Source organism: Nocardia sp. NPDC051321 (assembly GCF_044455225.1).
GTDB lineage: Bacteria > Actinomycetota > Actinomycetes > Mycobacteriales > Mycobacteriaceae > Nocardia.
Window position 1 is genome coordinate 224,866 of sequence record NZ_JBITEM010000002.1, and the last position, 16,992, is coordinate 241,857.

The 16,992-nt window shown below is 67.8% G+C and carries 17 protein-coding genes; 13 read left to right on the plus strand and 4 right to left on the minus strand.

The annotated features are described in order from the left end of the window. Nucleotides 1-13 precede the first annotated feature (13 nt). Genes ACIA8C_RS05090 through ACIA8C_RS05105 form a run of 4 tightly spaced genes read right to left on the minus strand, consistent with a single transcriptional unit; the run spans nucleotide 14 to nucleotide 3,983 of the window. On the minus strand, nucleotides 14-1,009 hold the full coding sequence (locus ACIA8C_RS05090; RefSeq protein WP_397131003.1) for an LLM class flavin-dependent oxidoreductase: 996 nt from the start codon (nucleotides 1,007-1,009) through the stop codon (nucleotides 14-16). Nucleotides 1,010-1,048: 39 nt separating this feature from the next. Further along, on the minus strand, nucleotides 1,049-2,053 hold the full coding sequence (locus tag ACIA8C_RS05095) for an NAD-dependent epimerase/dehydratase family protein (RefSeq protein WP_397131005.1): 1,005 nt from the start codon (nucleotides 2,051-2,053) through the stop codon (nucleotides 1,049-1,051). Then, the gene (locus ACIA8C_RS05100; protein WP_397131007.1) at nucleotides 2,044-2,658 is read right to left on the minus strand and encodes a dTDP-4-dehydrorhamnose 3,5-epimerase family protein; all 615 of its coding nucleotides are present in this window, start codon (nucleotides 2,656-2,658) and stop codon (nucleotides 2,044-2,046) included. Before ACIA8C_RS05100 ends, ACIA8C_RS05095 begins: the two co-directional genes overlap by 10 nt. Continuing rightward, the gene (locus ACIA8C_RS05105) at nucleotides 2,658-3,983 is read right to left on the minus strand and encodes a nucleotide disphospho-sugar-binding domain-containing protein (RefSeq protein ID WP_397131009.1); all 1,326 of its coding nucleotides are present in this window, start codon (nucleotides 3,981-3,983) and stop codon (nucleotides 2,658-2,660) included. Before ACIA8C_RS05105 ends, ACIA8C_RS05100 begins: the two co-directional genes overlap by 1 nt. A 370-nt stretch (nucleotides 3,984-4,353) precedes the next feature. On the opposite strand from ACIA8C_RS05105, the gene ACIA8C_RS05110 reads away from it, so the two are divergent. Genes ACIA8C_RS05110 through ACIA8C_RS05170 form a run of 13 tightly spaced genes read left to right on the plus strand, consistent with a single transcriptional unit; the run spans nucleotide 4,354 to nucleotide 16,992 of the window. Beyond that, on the plus strand, nucleotides 4,354-4,683 hold the full coding sequence (locus tag ACIA8C_RS05110; RefSeq protein ID WP_397131011.1) for a TcmI family type II polyketide cyclase: 330 nt from the start codon (nucleotides 4,354-4,356) through the stop codon (nucleotides 4,681-4,683). Continuing rightward, complete coding sequence (locus ACIA8C_RS05115; protein WP_397131013.1) at nucleotides 4,680-5,951, plus strand: beta-ketoacyl-[acyl-carrier-protein] synthase family protein; 1,272 nt, start codon at nucleotides 4,680-4,682, stop codon at nucleotides 5,949-5,951. Before ACIA8C_RS05110 ends, ACIA8C_RS05115 begins: the two co-directional genes overlap by 4 nt. Next, nucleotides 5,948-7,147 carry a ketosynthase chain-length factor gene (locus ACIA8C_RS05120; RefSeq protein ID WP_397131015.1) on the plus strand — a complete coding sequence of 400 codons (1,200 nt, stop codon included), beginning with the start codon at nucleotides 5,948-5,950 and terminating at the stop codon, nucleotides 7,145-7,147. The genes ACIA8C_RS05115 and ACIA8C_RS05120 overlap by 4 nt, the downstream gene beginning before the upstream one ends. 12 nt (nucleotides 7,148-7,159) lie before the next feature. Continuing rightward, the gene (locus ACIA8C_RS05125) at nucleotides 7,160-7,417 is read left to right on the plus strand and encodes an acyl carrier protein (RefSeq protein WP_397131017.1); all 258 of its coding nucleotides are present in this window, start codon (nucleotides 7,160-7,162) and stop codon (nucleotides 7,415-7,417) included. 12 nt (nucleotides 7,418-7,429) lie between these two features. Next, the gene (gene fabG / locus ACIA8C_RS05130; RefSeq protein WP_397131019.1) at nucleotides 7,430-8,215 is read left to right on the plus strand and encodes a 3-oxoacyl-ACP reductase FabG; all 786 of its coding nucleotides are present in this window, start codon (nucleotides 7,430-7,432) and stop codon (nucleotides 8,213-8,215) included. A gap of 21 nt (nucleotides 8,216-8,236) precedes the next feature. Then, nucleotides 8,237-9,181 (plus strand): aromatase/cyclase, encoded by a 945-nt coding sequence (locus ACIA8C_RS05135; protein ID WP_397131021.1) that lies wholly within the window; start codon nucleotides 8,237-8,239, stop codon nucleotides 9,179-9,181. Between the two features lie 4 nt (nucleotides 9,182-9,185). Further along, nucleotides 9,186-10,640, plus strand: a complete 1,455-nt coding sequence (locus ACIA8C_RS05140; protein WP_397131023.1) for an FAD-dependent monooxygenase — start codon at nucleotides 9,186-9,188, stop codon at nucleotides 10,638-10,640. A gap of 34 nt (nucleotides 10,641-10,674) precedes the next feature. Beyond that, nucleotides 10,675-12,186 carry an FAD-dependent monooxygenase gene (locus tag ACIA8C_RS05145; RefSeq protein ID WP_397131025.1) on the plus strand — a complete coding sequence of 504 codons (1,512 nt, stop codon included), beginning with the start codon at nucleotides 10,675-10,677 and terminating at the stop codon, nucleotides 12,184-12,186. Beyond that, entirely contained in the window at nucleotides 12,183-13,109 is a 927-nt protein-coding gene (locus ACIA8C_RS05150; protein WP_397131027.1) for an alpha/beta hydrolase, read from the plus strand. Before ACIA8C_RS05145 ends, ACIA8C_RS05150 begins: the two co-directional genes overlap by 4 nt. 31 nt (nucleotides 13,110-13,140) lie before the next feature. After that, nucleotides 13,141-14,010: a glucose-1-phosphate thymidylyltransferase RfbA gene (gene rfbA / locus ACIA8C_RS05155; protein ID WP_397131030.1), complete on the plus strand. Its 870-nt coding sequence runs from the start codon at nucleotides 13,141-13,143 to the stop codon at nucleotides 14,008-14,010. A gap of 57 nt (nucleotides 14,011-14,067) precedes the next feature. Next, on the plus strand, nucleotides 14,068-15,189 hold the full coding sequence (locus tag ACIA8C_RS05160) for a DegT/DnrJ/EryC1/StrS family aminotransferase (protein ID WP_397131032.1): 1,122 nt from the start codon (nucleotides 14,068-14,070) through the stop codon (nucleotides 15,187-15,189). After that, nucleotides 15,186-16,568, plus strand: coding sequence for an NDP-hexose 2,3-dehydratase family protein (locus tag ACIA8C_RS05165; RefSeq protein ID WP_397131034.1), 1,383 nt, complete (start codon nucleotides 15,186-15,188; stop codon nucleotides 16,566-16,568). Before ACIA8C_RS05160 ends, ACIA8C_RS05165 begins: the two co-directional genes overlap by 4 nt. Continuing rightward, nucleotides 16,561-16,992, plus strand: a complete 432-nt coding sequence (locus ACIA8C_RS05170; RefSeq protein WP_397131037.1) for a nuclear transport factor 2 family protein — start codon at nucleotides 16,561-16,563, stop codon at nucleotides 16,990-16,992. The genes ACIA8C_RS05165 and ACIA8C_RS05170 overlap by 8 nt, the downstream gene beginning before the upstream one ends.

Consider the following 16,992-nt stretch of genomic DNA (forward strand, 5'->3'; position numbering starts at 1 on the left):
GGTCTCCGCTCGATCATCGTGCCGCGCCTGCCACATCGTGCTGTTCGGCCAGCAAGGGTGGCAACTGCTGGCTCACCAGCTCGATATTGCGCGCCACCAGGTCGTCCGGCATCCCGGCGATATCGGCCCAGAAGATCAAGTGCCGCACCGGCAATCCCGCGATGCGCTCCTTGATCCTGGCCGCGGCCTGTTCGGGCGTCAGTATCTCCAGGTGCCCCCAGGAACCGTCCGCGGGCCGCATCCGCAGGTCGGCCGGTCCGAGCGGCGGCGGCGCAGGCCGGTCGGTGCCTTCGACCGAGGAACTGCGGTAGGTGTTCTTCTGGTGTGCCAGATGGGGAGCGACCCGGGCCCACGCCGCCTCGGGGTCATCGGCCAGCAGAATCGGCACCAAGTCCGAGACGCGGGCGGACTCGGGGTCATGACCACCCTCGATCAGGCCCGCCCGGTAGTGGGCGAACATCTCGTGCGAGATGTGCATCAGGCCGATGCCGAGCCGCCCGGCGAGCCGCGCGCCGCGCGGACGATAGAAACCGCCCCACAGTGGCACCGGCTGTTGTACCGGGCCGGGCGTGACGCCGTCGGTCTCCCACAGTCGGCGCACCTCTTCGATCGTCGCACCGGTGCGCGCGAACCGGGTGTTGAATTCGGCGTCGAACAGCTGGTATTCGGGCACCCGATAGCCTGCGCCGAGGCCGAGTTCGAGTCGGCCACCGCTGATCAGGTCGACCACCGCTGCCTCTTCGGCGAGCTGCGCCGGCTTACGCAGCGCGGGCAGTACGACGGCCGTCCCGATCCGGACGTTGCGGGTGCGGGCCGCCGCGGCGGCCGCGAAGGTCAGCGGCTGCGGCAGGTAGCCGTCCTCGAAGAGGTGGTGCTCGGTAAACCAGATGCCACCCGCCCCGCGCTGGTCGGCCTCCGCGCAGAACTCCAGTGTGCGGGCGTAATGGTCGGCCCAAGGCCGCTGCCACCGGGCGGGGTTTCGGAGATCGAAAACAAATCCGACGTCCATGTGCGCTCCATTCTTCAGCTGCGGCGTCGACGCGCCGGATCAGCCTGGCGTTGGTTCGGTGGTGAGCTGTTCGGCCGCACAGAACTCGATGGTCCGGCGCAGTGCCACGTCGAGCGGCACGGTGGGTTGCCAGCCGGTCACGGCACGGAAGGCGGTGGCGTCGATGGTGATGTTCACCAGGTCACCGGCCTCGGCGTGGGCGGGGGGCGGCACCGAAACGACAGGTACCCGGTTGCCGGTGTGCTCCGCGACCAGGTCCGCGATCGTGCCGAACAACTGCCCGAGTGGAATGCCGTGGCCGGAGCCGAGCACCCAGGCCCGCCCGGCCAATTCGGCGGTGTGCTCGGTCGCCGCCACCAAGGCACGGGCAACGTCCTCGACGTACACGACGTCGCGCCGCACCGTGCCGTCGTGCCACATGGTCAGCGAGTCGCCTGCCAGCGCGCGCCGGACCATCATCGAGACGACCCCCTTGTCCCGCGCGGTCGAGTGCGGGCCGCTGCCGAAAACCGTTGGCAGCCGGATCGATACCGCCCGATGCGGGCCCGCCGCCAGCGATTCGAGCAGCAGTCGCTCGGCGCGCAGCTTCTGCCGGTCGTATTCGCCGGCGGGATTGTCGATCTCGGTGCCGTCGATGACCTCGCCCGCACCCTTTCCGACCTGGGACACGGCACCGGCGAAGACCACACCGACCGGGCTTGCCCGCCGCTCGAGCGCCGCGACCAGGTCACCGACGATGCCGACGTTGACCCGTTCGGCGGCGTCGTCGCCCTCGGCGATCCGCCAGGTGGACGGCCCGTCGTTGATATACGCGACGCAGTGCACGATGACGTCCGCGTCCGCGATGACCCGCGCTACCACGCCGGGCGCGGTGAGGTCTTCGGTGCATATCTCGACCGTGGCGAGCGCGTCCGGCGGCACCGGTGCGGGATGCCGGGCTACCACGCGGAGCCGGATCGGACGCGCGGCCAGTTCCCGCAGCACCGCCGAACCGACGAACCCGGTGGCGCCGAGCAAGGTGACCAGGGGAGGTGTCAGTGCCACAGCTTTGCCTCCAGCTCGACGCAGGTCGCGTAGTCCGGCAGCAGCCCGCGCTTGCCCGCCTCCGCGAGAGTGAGTGCGGCGCTGTCTCTTTCGGACTGCTCCGGCCGCGGGACGCGCGGAATCGGCAGCCCGATCTCCGGGTCGAGCGGGGAAACGGCGAGTTCGTTGGCCGCCTCATACCCTTCCGACATCACATAGACCACGATCGAATCGTCTTCCTGTGCAAGGAAAGCGTGTCCGACGCCCATCGGGATGAACAGCGCCTTGCCCCGGTCGCCGCCGCCCAATTCGGTTTGCTCCCAACGGCCGAACGTCGGCGAGCCGACTCGTAGATCGACCAGGTAATCGGTGACGCGGCCGTGCGGGACGTACACGTACTTCGCGCGGCCGGGCGGGGTGGTCGTGTAGTGGATGCCGCGCAGCACGCCGCGCGCCGAGACATTGTGGCTGATGTCCTTGACCGGAAACAGCCCGTGGCCGAGTGCGGCGTCGAACGCGCCGAGCTGGAACGGGCTGGTGAAAAGCCCACGGCTGTCGCGGTATACCGGCACCGAGAACTCCACCGCGCCTTCGATGCCGAGCTGCCTGATCTCGAACGAGGTCATCACACACCTACCTTCGCCGCGGCGATCGCCGTGCTGATCCGGTCGACCACCGTGCTCGGGGCAGGTAGGCCGTGCATCTCCTGTGCCACCTCGGCACAGGCGTCGCGGTGGCTCGGTGAGTCGAGCAGCGCGCCGAGCGACTGTTCGATCGTGGTCGCCGCGATCTGCGCGGTATCGAGCCGCAGTGCCACCCCGCGCGACACCGCCAGCTGCGCGTTGGTGTCGCTGTCGGTGCCGCGATCCGGGAGCACCAACTGCGGGACACCGGCGTCCAGTGCCGCGTACATGCTGCCCGCGCCGCCGTGATGGACAACGGCCGCACAGGATTCCAGCACCGCGCGCAGCGGCAGCCATGGCACCGGGCGTACGTAGTCGGGCAGCGGGCCGGGCAGCGTGGCGTCACCCGTCATCAGGATCACCTCGACATCCAGGTCCGCGGCGCCTTTGATGATGTGCCGCAGCAGCGTGCCGTCCCCGTAGGTCGCGGTCAGCGAACCGAGGGTGGCCGCGATCCGGCGCCGACCGGTCCGTGGCGCGCGCAGCCACGCGGGCAGCTCGCCGCCCCCGTTGTAGGGGAGGTAGCGCATGTGCTCGATGAGGCCCGCGTAGGTCTCCGTCGGCGCGGGCGTTGTCCGATGGTGGATGGCCTCGAGCGACGGTGGGCTGACATCGATCTCGATGTCCGCCTCGGCGTACTCGGTGACGCCGAGATCGGTTGCGGCGCTGCGCAGATGGGCGAGCGCGGGGCCGTAGGTCGGCCACCGCGTGCCGAGACCGTGCACGATGGCTGTCTTCCCCGTCGCGCGTGCGGCCACCAGGCCCGCGACGGCCATGGGTGTGTACACCACGGCATCGGCGTCCCATTCCCGGATGGCCTCGACCAGTCCGCCCAGCATGAGATTTCCGGTCTCGCCGAAAGCGGCGGCGAACTGGGCGTGTAATTCGGCGGGCGGCAACTTCTCGGTCATGTCGGTTTCGCCGATCCGGCGCACGATTTCGTCGTACGGCCGAGCCGATGCACCGTCGTCCACGGCGAGCGCGTGTAATCCGGCCGCTACCGCGGCGGGCAGCGCGGGTCCGGCGCACGCCACGCGCACCTCGTGTCCTGCGGCGAGTGCCGCCTGCGCGAACGGCACCAACGGCAACAGGTGCGATGTGCCGGGCAGGGTGGTGAGCAGGAATCGCATTACGATCGGTACCTCCGGATATGTCGTTGTGCTGGCGACCGGCTGGATATTCGTCCGGTGTGCGGAATACTTTCTCGACGCGGCGGTGGTCGGCGTCCGCTTGGTCCGCGCCGCACCACGAGGCGGCGAGTCGGTCATATCGATCTCAGGACAATGCTCGCCAGTCGAATGTCGATTGGCAATACTGCGTCTTTCATATTTGTGTCAATTCTTGGTCAAGTCCGAATCGCGGCGCGCTGGCCAGGTCACGGGGCAAAGTTGACACTCCGTTGACATTTCGGCGTATCCCGGTATTTCCGTGCGGCGGCGGGCAGTCAAGTTTGACATTGTCCTGACCGATTCGAATCTTGATAATTGTCGATTGATTCAAGATGATGGAAACCGGGGGGTCGAAATCGCTACCCGATTGCGCGGAGTACCGAATCCTCGCCAGTGCAGTCCGCTCGCCGATGTGGGCGATCTTTTCTGGGATTGCGAGCGTCGAATCTAGTAGAAGGAGATAACTCCGATGCACAGCACATTGATTGTGGCGCGGATGGATCCCGGATCGCATCCGCAGGTCGCTGATCTGTTCGCCGAGTTCGACGGCAGCGAGATGCCGCATCTCATGGGTACCCGGCGCAGGCAGCTGTTCTATTACCGCGGATTGTATTTTCACCTGCAGGATTTCGACGCCGCGGACGGCGGCGAGCGGATCGAGCAGGCCAAGACCGATCCGCGGTTCGTCGGCATCAGCGCGGATCTGCGGCCGTTCATCGACGCCTACGACCCGGCGACCTGGCGGACGCCTGCCGACGCGATGGCCACCCGCTTCTACAGCTGGGCAGCCGAATCGTGAAGGACAGAAGGGTTGTCGTCACCGGCATGGAGGTGCTCGCGCCGGGCGGAGTCGGTCGCGACGCGTTCTGGGATCTGCTGAGCGCAGGCCGCACCGCGACCCGTGGCATCACCTTCTTCGATCCGGCGCCGTTCCGATCCAAGATCGCCGCCGAGGTCGACTTCGATCCCGAGGCGGGTGGCCTGAGTCCGCAAGAGGTCCGGCGGATGGATCGGGCGGCGCAGTTCGTCGTCGTTGCCGCGCGTAACGCGTTGGCGGACAGCGGAATCGATATCGACGCCAACGACCCGTATCGGGTCGGCGTCACGGTTGGCACCGCGGTCGGCGCGGCCACCAGCCTCGACTGGGAGTACCGGGTGGTCAGCGATGCCGGGCGGCTGCACCTGGTCGACCACGAGTACGCGGTGCCGCACCTCTACAACTGCCTGGTGCCGAGCTCGTTCGCCGCGGAGGTGGCCGAGCTGGTCGGGGCGCGCGGTGCGAGCACGGTGATCTCGACCGGTTGTACCTCCGGCATCGACTCCGTCGGCTACGCGGTCGATCTGATCCGCGAGGGCAGCGCCGACGTCATGGTGGCAGGCGCCACCGACGCGCCCATCTCGCCGATCACGGTGGCCAGCTTCGACGCGATCAAGGCGACCTCACCGCGCAACGACGAACCGGGCACCGCCTCACGCCCGTTCGACGGCACCCGCAACGGTTTCGTGCTCGGCGAGGGCGCCGCGATGTTCGTGCTCGAGGAACTCGAATCGGCCAAACGCCGTGGTGCGCGCGTCTATGCCGAGATCGTCGGCTACGCGACCCGGAGCAACGCCTATCACATGACCGGCCTGCGGCCCGACGGCATCGAGATGGCGGAGGCCATCCGGGTGGCGCTGGACGAGGCCGAGATGAACGCCGACGAGATCGACTACATCAATGCGCACGGTTCAGGCACCAAGCAGAACGACCGGCACGAGACGGCGGCCTTCAAACGCAGCCTCGGACAGCGGGCCTACGAGATCCCGGTGAGTTCGATCAAGTCGATGGTCGGACATTCGCTCGGTGCGATCGGCTCGATCGAGATCGCGGCGTCGATACTGGCGATGGCCAACAACACCGTCCCGCCGACCGCCAACCTGCACAACCCGGATCCGGAGTGCGATCTGGACTACGTGCCGCTGACGGCTCGCGAGCACGTGACCGACGCCGTGCTGACCGTAGGCAGTGGTTTCGGCGGTTTCCAGAGCGCCATGGTGCTGGCCCGCGCCGAGCGGAGCGCGGCATGACGGCCGCGGTGGTGACCGGATTCGGCGTGGCCGCGCCCAACGGCCTTGGCACCGAACATTATTGGAATGCCACGGTGGCAGGTAAATCGGGCATCGCCAGGGTGTCGCGGTTCGATGCGAGCGGGTATCCGGCACAGCTTGCCGGGGAGATCCCCGGTTTCGAGGCCGCCGACCATCTGCCGGGCAGATTGCTGCCGCAGACCGACCGGATGACCCAGCTGGCTTTGGCCGCGACGGACTGGGCGTTCGCCGACGCCGGCCTCGCGCCGAGCGAGCTGGCGGAATTCGATCTCGGTGTGATCACCGCGAGCTCCGCGGGCGGATTCGACTTCGGCCAGCGCGAACTGCGGAACCTGTGGCAGCTCGGCAGCCAGTACGTCAGTGCGTATCAGTCCTTCGCCTGGTTCTACGCCGTCAACAGCGGCCAGATCGCCATTCGCAACGGCCTGAAGGGCCCGGCCAGCGTGCTGGTCAGCGACCAGGCGGGTGGCTTGGATGCCGTCGCCGCGGCCAGGCGCGCAATTCGCAAGGGCACCAGCGCCATCGTCACCGGCGCGATCGATTCCGCGCTGTGCCCATGGGGCTGGATCGGGCAGCAGGCGAGCGGACGGTTGAGCACCAGCGACGACCCCGCGGACGCGTACCTGCCGTTCGACGCCCGCGCCAATGGCCATGTGTCCGGCGAAGGCGGTGCGATCCTGATCGTCGAATCCGGCGAGCACGCGCGCAGGCGTGGCGCCCGGTCGTACGGCGAGATCGCCGGTTACGCGGCGACATTCGATCCGGCCGGGCCCGGCCTGCGCAAAGCTATCGAGCTCGCGCTTGCCGATGCCGGGCTGGCACCCGCCGACATCGATGTCGTCTTCGCCGATGCCGCGGGCTTGCCCGAGCTCGATCGCACTGAGGCGCAGGCCATTTCGGAGGTCTTCGGGGCAGGCGCGGTACCGGTTACCGCACCGAAGACGATGACCGGCCGCCTGTACTCGGGTGCAGGCCCGCTCGATCTCGTCGCCGCACTACTGGCCATGCGGCACAGCCTGATCCCGCCGACCGTCCATGTCGAGTGCGATCCCGCTTCTCGGCTCGATCTGGTGGTCGGCCAGGCCCGCCAGGCCGGCGTGCGCGCCGCGTTGGTGGTGGCGCGTGGCTATGGCGGATTCAATTCGGCGCTCGTCCTGACCAACGAAAACTCATGAAGGAGAACGACAATGGCTGAGGGATTCACACTCACCGACCTAGGGCGAATCATGCTCGAGGCGGCGGGTGACGAGGGTATCGACTTCGCCGAACCAGTGCTCGACGTGCTGTTCGACGAGCTCGGTTACGACTCGCTCGCGCTGCTGGAAGCCAGCGGCCGGATCGAGCGCGAGTTCGACATCTCCCTGGACGAGGACACCCTGCTGTCCGCCACCACACCGCGCGCCCTGATCGGCGCAGTCAACGCACGTCTCATGAACGCGGCCTGAGGAGGAGTGCAGATGTCGAATGTCGAAGCGCCGGTGGCCCTGGTGACAGGTGCGACCAGCGGTATCGGACTGGCCGTCGCGCGCTTGCTCGGCGGCTCGGGGCACCGGGTGTTCATCGGCGCGCGTACCGCGGAGAACGTCACCGCCACGGTGAAGCAGTTGCGCTCCGAAGATCTGACGGTGCACGGCGCCGCGGTGGATATCCGCTCGGACACCGAGGTGCGCGGTTTCGTCCGAGCCGCCGTCGACGCGTTCGGGTCGATCGATGTCCTGGTGAACAACGCGGGCCGCAGCGGCGGCGGTGTCACCGCCGATATCACCGACGAGCTGTGGAACGACGTCATCGAGACCAATTTGACCAGCGTCTTCCGCGTGACCCGCGAGGTGCTCAACACCGGCGGCATGCGCACGAAAGACCGCGGCCGCATCATCAACATCGCCTCCACCGCGGGCAAACAGGGGGTGGTGCTCGGCGCGCCGTACTCGGCGTCCAAGCACGGCGTTGTCGGGTTCACCAAGGCGCTTGGTAATGAATTGGCGCCGACCGGCATCACGGTCAATGCCGTATGCCCCGGCTATGTGGAGACGCCGATGGCGGCGCGGGTGCGACAGGGCTACGCGTCCGCGTACGGCCAGAGCGAGGCGGAAATCCTGGCGAAGTTCCAGTCGAAGATCCCGCTCGGCCGCTACTCCACCCCGGAGGAGGTGGCCGGACTGGTCGGCTATCTGGCCTCCGACACTGCCGCATCCATCACGGCGCAAGCGTTGAACGTCTGCGGCGGCCTTGGCAATTTCTGAGCTCGAGGAGTAGGTATTTCGATGACTACCAGCACTATGCGCGAGGTCGAGCACGAGATCGAGATCGCCGCACCCGCCGACACCGTGTACGCCCTGATCGCCGATGTGGCCAGCTGGCCACGCATCTTCGGACCGACGATCTACGTCGAACAGCTCGAGCATGGCGAGGGTGCCGAGCGGATCCGGATCTGGGCCACGGCCAACGGTACCGCGAAGAACTGGACCTCGCGCCGCACGCTCGATCCCGCGGCCCGGAAAATCACCTTCCAGCAAGAGGTTTCGGCTTCGCCCGTGGCCTTCATGAGCGGCACCTGGTTGATCGAGGCCACCTCGGACACCTCCGCGCTGGTCCGGCTGCAACACACCTACCGGGCCGTGGACGACGACCCGGACGGCCTCGCCTGGATCGACCAGGCGGTCGACCGCAATTCGCGCAGTGAGCTGGCGGGGCTGCGGGTGGAGCTCGAATTCGCCTACGCCGCAGCCGAGTCCACCTTCTCGTTCGAGGACTCGGTGCAGATCGCGGGTTCGGCCGCACAGGCATACGAGTTCATCGACCAGGCACAGCTCTGGGCCGAGCGGTTGCCGCACGTCGCGGCGGCGCGGTTTGAAGAGCCGACGCCCGGCCTGCAGACACTCGAGATGGACACCAAGACGCGCGACGGTTCGGTGCACACCACCAAGTCCTACCGGGTGACCTACCCGCACCACACCATCGTCTACAAGCAGGTGACACTGCCCGCGCTGATGTCGCTGCACACGGGCCGGTGGACCTTCGTCGAGAACACCGACGGCGTGCTGGCGACCTCGCAGCACACGGTCACGATCAATGCGGAACGGATCGCGTCGATCCTCGGTGCGGACAAGACGCTCGCGGATGCCAAGGACTATGTGCGGAACGCGTTGAGCACCAACAGCATGACCACTCTGCAACACGCGAAATCCTTCGCTGAGCGACGCGGCTGAGGCGATGACCGAACAGACGCAGGTAGTCGTCGTCGGTGCGGGCCCGGTCGGTCTGATGCTCGCGGGGGAGTTGCGGCTCGGCGGCGCCGAGGTCGTCGTGCTCGAGCTACGGGACACACCGTCGGCGGAGTCGCGGGCGACGACCTTGCACGCGCGGACGATGGAGATCTTCGACGCCCGTGGGTTGCTGGACGAACTCGGCACCGTGCCGAACGATCCGCGCGGTCACTTCGGTGGTATCCCGTTGGATCTCACGCTGCCCAGCCGTTTTCCCGGCCAGTGGAAGGTCCCGCAAACCAGAACCGTTGAGTTGCTGCACGGTTGGGCCTCGGCGCTCGGCGCGGAAGTCCGGCGCGGCTGGCGGGTTTCCGCGGTGCACGACCACGGCGACAGTGTCGAGGTGGTCGCGGCGACCGCGACCGGAACCCGGCGGCTACGTGCGGCATTCGTGGTCGGTTGCGACGGCGCGGAAAGTACCGTGCGCGAGCTCAGCGGGGTGGAGTTCGCCGGCCGGTCGGCTACCCGCGAGCTGCTGCGCGCGGACGTGACGGGCATCGAGATCGAGGACCGCCGGTTCGAGCGTTTCGAGCACGGATTCGCCACGGCGGCGCGTAATCCCGCCGGCATAACCCGGGTGATGGTGCACCGCTTCGGATCCGGCTGCGCCGAGCGTCCAGGGCCGCCGTCGTTCGACGAGGTGGTCTCGGCCTGGCAGCAGGTCACGGGCGAATCCATCGGGCACGGAAAGCCGGTGTGGGTGAACGCCTTCGACGACACCAGCAGGCAGGTACGCGAATACCGCAGGGGCCGAGTGTTCTTCGCGGGCGACGCCGCGCACCAGCAGATGCCAAGCGGTGGCCAGGCGTTGAATCTCGGCCTGCAGGACGCGGTGAACCTGGGCTGGAAGCTCGCCCGCGCCCTGGACGGGACCGCGGGCCAGCTGCTCGACACCTACCACCGGGAGCGAAGCGTGGTCGGCGCACGGATCCTGGCGAACATCCAGGTCCAGACCGAATTGTTGCTCGGCGGACCGGAAGTCGAGTCGTTGCGGACCATGTTGGGCGCGCTGATCGCGGCGGAGCCGGTGCGCGCGCACCTCGCCGGGATGATCAGCGGACTCGACGTGTGTTATCCGGCCGAGCCGGGGGCGCACCCGTGGCTCGGCCGCCGGCTGCCCGACCTGCCGATGCACCAGCACACCGAGTCGAGCACCGCGTTATTGCGCGATGGCCGCGGTCTCGTGCTCGGGTCCGATCGGGCGCAGGTCGACGCGCTGGAGAAGGTCGCGGCGCCCTGGTCGCGGTGGGTCACCGTGGCCGAGGTCGCGCCAGGCGACCAGGTCGGTACCGACGCCGTGCTGGTGCGACCGGACGGCTATGTGATCTGGGCGGGCTCCGTGGACGCGGATCTCGACGGGCGGTTACGGCACTGGTTCGGCACACCCAGGTCCGTGGACTGACCGTGGGCACCGTGCGGAGACAAGGAGGGCACACGTGGACACCGATGTGATAGTGGTCGGCGCCGGACCGACCGGCCTGCTGCTTGCCGGCGAATTGCGGTTGGCCGGAGCCGAAGTTGTAGTCCTGGAACAACTGCCGGCGCCGACGGGGCAGTCCCGCGGGCTCGGCTTCACTGCCCGCGCGATGGAGACCTTCGATCAGCGCGGCCTGCTCGCGGCCGTCGGCGGGCTGGAGCATAGCCCGATGGGCCACTTCGGCGGCCTGCTGTTCGACTACACGGTGCTCGAGGACTGTCATTTCGGTGCTCGCGGTGTACCGCAAGCACAGACCGAGGCGGCGCTGGAGCAGTGGGCGGGTGAACTCGGCGCGGATATCCGGCGCGGCTGGGCGGTGCGTCGGCTGCACGACAACGGTGCGGATATCTCGGTCACCGCGCTGGTCGCAGGCGACGAAAAGACGCTGCGCGCAAAGTATCTGGTCGGCTGCGATGGCGGGCAGAGCGTCGTGCGAAAGCTCGCCGGATTCGAGTTTCCCGGCACCGCGGGCACCCTCGGCATGTATCTGGCCGACGTGGTCGGCTGCGATATCAAGCCGAGGCCGTTCGGCGAGCGTCTCGCAGGCGGGATGGTCATGGCCATGCCGCTCGGGTCCGGCGTGGATCGGGTCGTGGCCTGCGAGCACGGCACCCCCGTGGTCGAGCGCGGAGTCGAGGTCGGTTTCGCCGAACTGGCGGCGGCCTGGGAACGGATCACCGGTGAGTCGATCGCGCACGGTCGCGCGGACTGGGCCAGCTCGTTCTCCGACGCGACCAGGCAGGCTTCGGAATACCGCAGGGGCCGGGTGTTTTTGGCGGGCGACGCGGCGCATATCCATCTCCCGGCCGGCGGTCAGGGTTTGAGCACCGGTGTACAGGATGCGGCCAATCTCGGCTGGAAGCTCGGGGCGGTGGTGCGCGGTCTTGCCGAACCCGAACTGCTCGACACCTATCACGCCGAGCGTCATCCGGTCGGCGCACGACTGCTGGACAACACCCGCGTGCAGGGCATGCTCTACATCACCGGCACCGAGGCGGATCCACTGCGTGCGCTGTTCACCGAATTGATCGCCTACGACGACACCAAGCGGTATCTAGCGGGCACGGTGAGCGGGCTCGATATCAAGTACTCGTCCGACCCGCAGGCACATCCGTTGCAGGGCAGGCGGATTCCGCCACGCCCGCTGCGCACCGCCACCGGCACGATCACGACCACCGAACTGCTCCACCCGGCGCGCGGCGTGCTCCTCGACCTGGCGGCGGACAGCACGCTGCACGCCGTCGCCGAGCCCTGGCGCGACCGGGTCACCGTCGTCACGGCCACGCTGGAACAGCGGCGCGGCCTCGAGGACGTGACAGCCGTGCTGATCCGCCCCGACGGCTACCTGGCGTGGGTAGCCGACGACCACCGCGACACCACGGCGTTGACGGCTGCGCTGCGCCGCTGGTTCGGCCCGGCCGACGGTGTGCCACGCACCGCGCAGGCCTCGGCCACCGAGGCACCGCGGTGACAACGGCCCAGCTCGCGCGCTCCGGCGGCGTCCGTCCGATGCTGCTGGACGGCGACGGGATCATGCTGTCCGCCTTGCTCAGTCGGCCCGATGGGGCGCCGCGCGCCACCATCGTGGCCCTGCACGGCGCCGGGATGAGCGCGGGATACTTCGACGGGCAAGCGGCTGCCGAGGTCTCGCTGCTGACCCTCGGTGCGCGGGTCGGCTACACGGTGCTCGCGGTGGATCGGCCCGGCTACGGTCACTCCAGTGCGCGACTGCCCGAAGGACAATCGCTGGACGCGCAGGTGCGCTCGCTGCGGGCGGCGCTCACCGGATTCGGGGCCGAGCAGGACACCGGTGCGGGCATTTTCCTGCTCGCGCACTCGTTCGGCGGAATGCTCGCGTTGCGGATGGCCGATGGTGGGTTCGGCTCGGCCAGGCTGCTCGGCCTGGACATCTCCGGCTGCGGGCAGCGCCACGCGCGACGCCTGTTCCAACTCGGTGATCCGCGCAGGCGGTCGCTGCGTGGCTGGGGACCGCCGCGGCTGTATCCACCCGCCACCTTTCGAACCAGCGCGACCATCGTCGCGCCGACGCCCACCGTGGAGCTGGCCGAAGCCGCACGCTGGCCGGTGGTGTTCCCCCGGGTCGCCGCCCGCGTCACGGTGCCGGTCCGGTTCACCTTCGCCGAACACGAAGCACTGTGGCGGCACGACCCGGACACACTGCGGGACTTGACCGCCCGCTTCACGTCCGCGCCGAGCGTCGCGGTCGAGCGGCAACTCGGCACCGGGCACAACATCAGTCTCAGCTGGGCCGCGCGCTCGTATCACTTGCGCGCACTCGGATTTCTCGAGCAGTGCCTGCGCACCGACGGCACGACGCCGGGCACCGATGCGGATCGGGTCCGCGCGATGCGGCCGACCACCCCCGAACTATGAAGCTGCACAAGCGATCCTGGAGGCGATGGGCGTGAAGGGGATTATTCTCGCCGGCGGCAGTGGAACCCGGCTGCAGCCGGTCACGCTGGCGGTGTCGAAGCAACTGCTGCCGGTCTACGACAAGCCGATGATCTACTACCCGCTCTCGGTCCTGATGCTGGCGGGCATCACCGACATCGAAATCATTGCCACACCGGAGGATCTGCCGCGCTTCCGGATGTTGCTCGGCGATGGGTCGGCACTCGGGCTGTGCTTGACCTACGCCGAACAGGACAAGCCGCGCGGCCTCGCCGACGCGTTCCTGGTATCCGAGAAGCACATCGGCGACGATCCGGTCGCCTTGATACTGGGCGACAACATCTTTCACGGGCCCGGCTTCGTGGAGGTGCTGCAATCGAGCAGCCTGGACGTCGACGGATGCGTCCTGTTCGGCTACCCGGTGCTCGATCCGCAACGCTACGGGGTCGCCGATATCGACGCCGACGGCAACCTGCTCGACCTGGTGGAGAAGCCGGCCCAACCCCGGTCGAATCTCGCGGTCACCGGTCTGTACTTCTATCACAACGACGTCGTGGCCGTAGCCAAGGAGCTGAAGCCTTCAGCGCGTGGCGAACTGGAGATCACCGACGTCAATCGCACCTTTATGGCGCAGGATCGGGCTCGCCTGGTTCCGCTCGGCCGCGGCTTCGTCTGGCTGGACATGGGCACCCACGAGGCGTTGCTCGAGGCGGGCCAGTACGTGGAAATCATGGAGCGTCGCCAGGGCGTGCGGGTTGCCTGCGTCGAGGAGATCGCGCTGCGCATGGGCTTCATCGACCAGGAGTCGTGCCACCGGCTCGGCAGGCGGCTCGCGAAATCGCCCTACGGCCAATACGTCATGGAGATCGCGGCAGCCGTCTGAGTGCGCCGGTTCCGCGATCGTCTTTCCGACCACCCGAACAATCAGAGGAGCAAACCTATGAATACCCGTGTGTGGGACTACCTACCCGAGTACGAGAAGGAACGGGAGGACATCCTCGACGCGGTGCAGACCGTTTTCGGCTCGGGTCAACTGATCCTCGGCGAGAGCGTACGCGGTTTCGAGCAGGAATTCGCGGCCTACCATGGGCTTTCGCACTGCACCGGCGTCGACAACGGCACCAACGCACTGAAGCTCGGGCTGGAGGCGCTCGGCGTCGGACCAGGCGACGAGGTGATCACCGTGTCGAACACCGCGGCGCCCACCGTCGTCGCGATCGTCGGTGCGGGCGCGACGCCGGTCTTCGTCGACGTGCGGGCCGAGGACTTCCTCATGGACACCGACCAAGTGGCCGCCGCTATCACGCCGCGCACCAAAGCCATTGTGCCGGTCCATCTTTACGGTCAGTGCGTGGACATGGCGGCGATCGAGCGGCTGGCCGCCGAGCACGGGCTGCAGGTCCTGGAGGACTGTGCGCAGGCACACGGCGCCAGGCAGGGCGAGCGCCTGGCCGGCACCATGTCGAATGCCGCGGCGTTCTCGTTTTACCCGACCAAGGTGCTCGGCGCCTACGGTGACGGCGGTGCCGTGATCACCCCAGACCCGGCCATCCAGCGAAATCTGCAGCAGCTGCGCTACTACGGCATGGACAAGGTCTATTACGTGATGCGCACGCCGGGCCACAATGCCAGGCTGGATGAGGTGCAGGCCGAGATCCTGCGCCGCAAGCTCGGTCGCCTGGACGGCTACATCGAGGGCCGCAACGCCGTGGCGCGACGGTACGAGCAGGGCCTCGGCGATCTCGCGGACTCGCACGGATTGCTGCTGCCCGCAACGAATCCCGGCAATACCCACGTCTACTACGTCTACGTGGTGCGCCACCCACAGCGCGACGCGATCATCGAGGCGATGCGGGCGCACGACATCCTGCTCAATATCAGCTACCCGTGGCCGGTGCACACGATGACCGGGTTCGAGTACCTCGGCTGGCGCGAGGGACAGCTGCCGGTGACCGAGGGGCTGGCGAAGGAGATCTTCTCGCTGCCGATGTATCCGGCGCTGAACGAGGCCGAGCAGCACCACGTCATCGATGTGTTGCGCACCGTGGTGGCGGGGTTGTGAGCGTGCGCTCCGTGCGGACCCGCTCCGACGAGGATCTGTCGGAGCGGCTTGCGCTTTCGGCCGCGGCCACCGAGGCGGGGGCGTGGCTGCGCACCGCTGACTTTCCCCAGTGGCTGTCCGGCCGGGCGGCGGCCAACCGATTCGAGGTGCGGCGAATTCCGTTCCACGAGATGGATGCCTGGTCCTTCGCGCCCGACACCGGCAACATGCGGCACCGCACCGGGAAGTTCTTCAGCGTCGAGGGGCTGTCCGTGCAGGTGGACGAGGGTTCGGTGCGGGCGTGGCAGCAGCCGATCATTCTGCAGCCCGAGGTCGGGATACTCGGCATCCTGGCCAAGGAGTTCGACGGCGTCCTGCACTTTCTCATGCAGGCCAAGATGGAGCCGGGCAACCGTAATCTGCTCCAGCTCTCGCCTACCGTGCAGGCCACTCGAAGCAATTACACCGGCGTGCACCGCGGCGGCAATGTCCGATACCTCTCCTACTTCGCCGACCGCGGCACCGGCCGGGTACTTGCCGACGTGCTGCAGTCCGAGCACGGCGCCTGGTTCTATCGCAAGTCCAACCGGAACATGCTGGTGGAGACCGAAGACGACGTCACGGTGCACCCGGACTTCTGCTGGCTGACCCTCGGCCAGATCGGCGCGCTGCTCGGTGCGGACAATGTGGTGAACATGGACTCGCGGACCGTGATCGCGACCTTTCCGATGGACGGAACCAGCGCTGTCGCACTGCGTTCCGACGCGGAGCTGCAGTCGTGGTTCACGGTCGAACGGGCCAGGCACGACGTGGAGATCGCGCTGATTCCGCTTGCCGATGTGGCGGGTTGGCACCGCAGCGAATCTCATATCGCCCGACCCGATGACAGGTTCTTCCGGCTCATTGCCGTGCAGGTGGCGGCGGGCAGCCGGGAGGTCACCTCCTGGACTCAGCCGTTGTTCGAACCGCGCGGCCAGGGGATCGCGGCCTTCGTCTTCCGCCGGATCGACGGTCTGCCACATCTTTTGGTGCAGGCGAAGGTGGAGGCGGGCTTCCTCGACACGGTGGAACTGGCACCGACCGTGCAGTGCGTGCCTGCCAACTGGGATCAGCGGCCGCCGTTCCTGGATGTGGTCCGGGACGCGAGTCCGGATCAGATCCGCTACGACGTCGTGCATTCCGAGGAGGGGGGAAGGTTCCTCAACGCGGAGAGCCGGTACATGTTCGTCGAGGCCGACGTGCCGCTCGAGGTGCCGCGCGACTACTGCTGGGCCACCCCGGCTCAGTTGAATTGGCTTGCGGGGCACGGTCATTACCTCAATGTTCAGGCGCGGACGCTGTTGTCCTGTCTGAACGCGGGGGCCGTCTCGCTGAATCAGGACTTCGCACACCATGGTTGATACTCGAGATCGTCTCGCGGCTTTACTCGACAAGGCAGAGCTGGTCGAGCTCGTCGATCGCTACGTGCACCACCTGGACTTCGACCGGGACAACGACGCGTGGCTCGACACGGTGTTCACCGAGGACGCCGAGCTGATCTTCCCGCAGGGCACCTTTCGCGGCATGGACGAGCTCCGCGAATTCCAGCGCGTGGCGTACGCGAAGTTCCCGCGCTCGCACCACATCGGCGCCAATCACCGGGTGGTGTTCGAGGACGACACCGCGGCGGTGACCGTGCACCTGATCGCCGTGCATATCGGTGCCGCTGCGGGGCCGGCCGGGCACACCTCGTTCGGCGGATTCGGTACAGCCACCGCGATACGGACCACGATGGGCTGGCGGATTCGCCGCTTCGCCTTCACCGTGGCATGGAGCGGGCAGTAA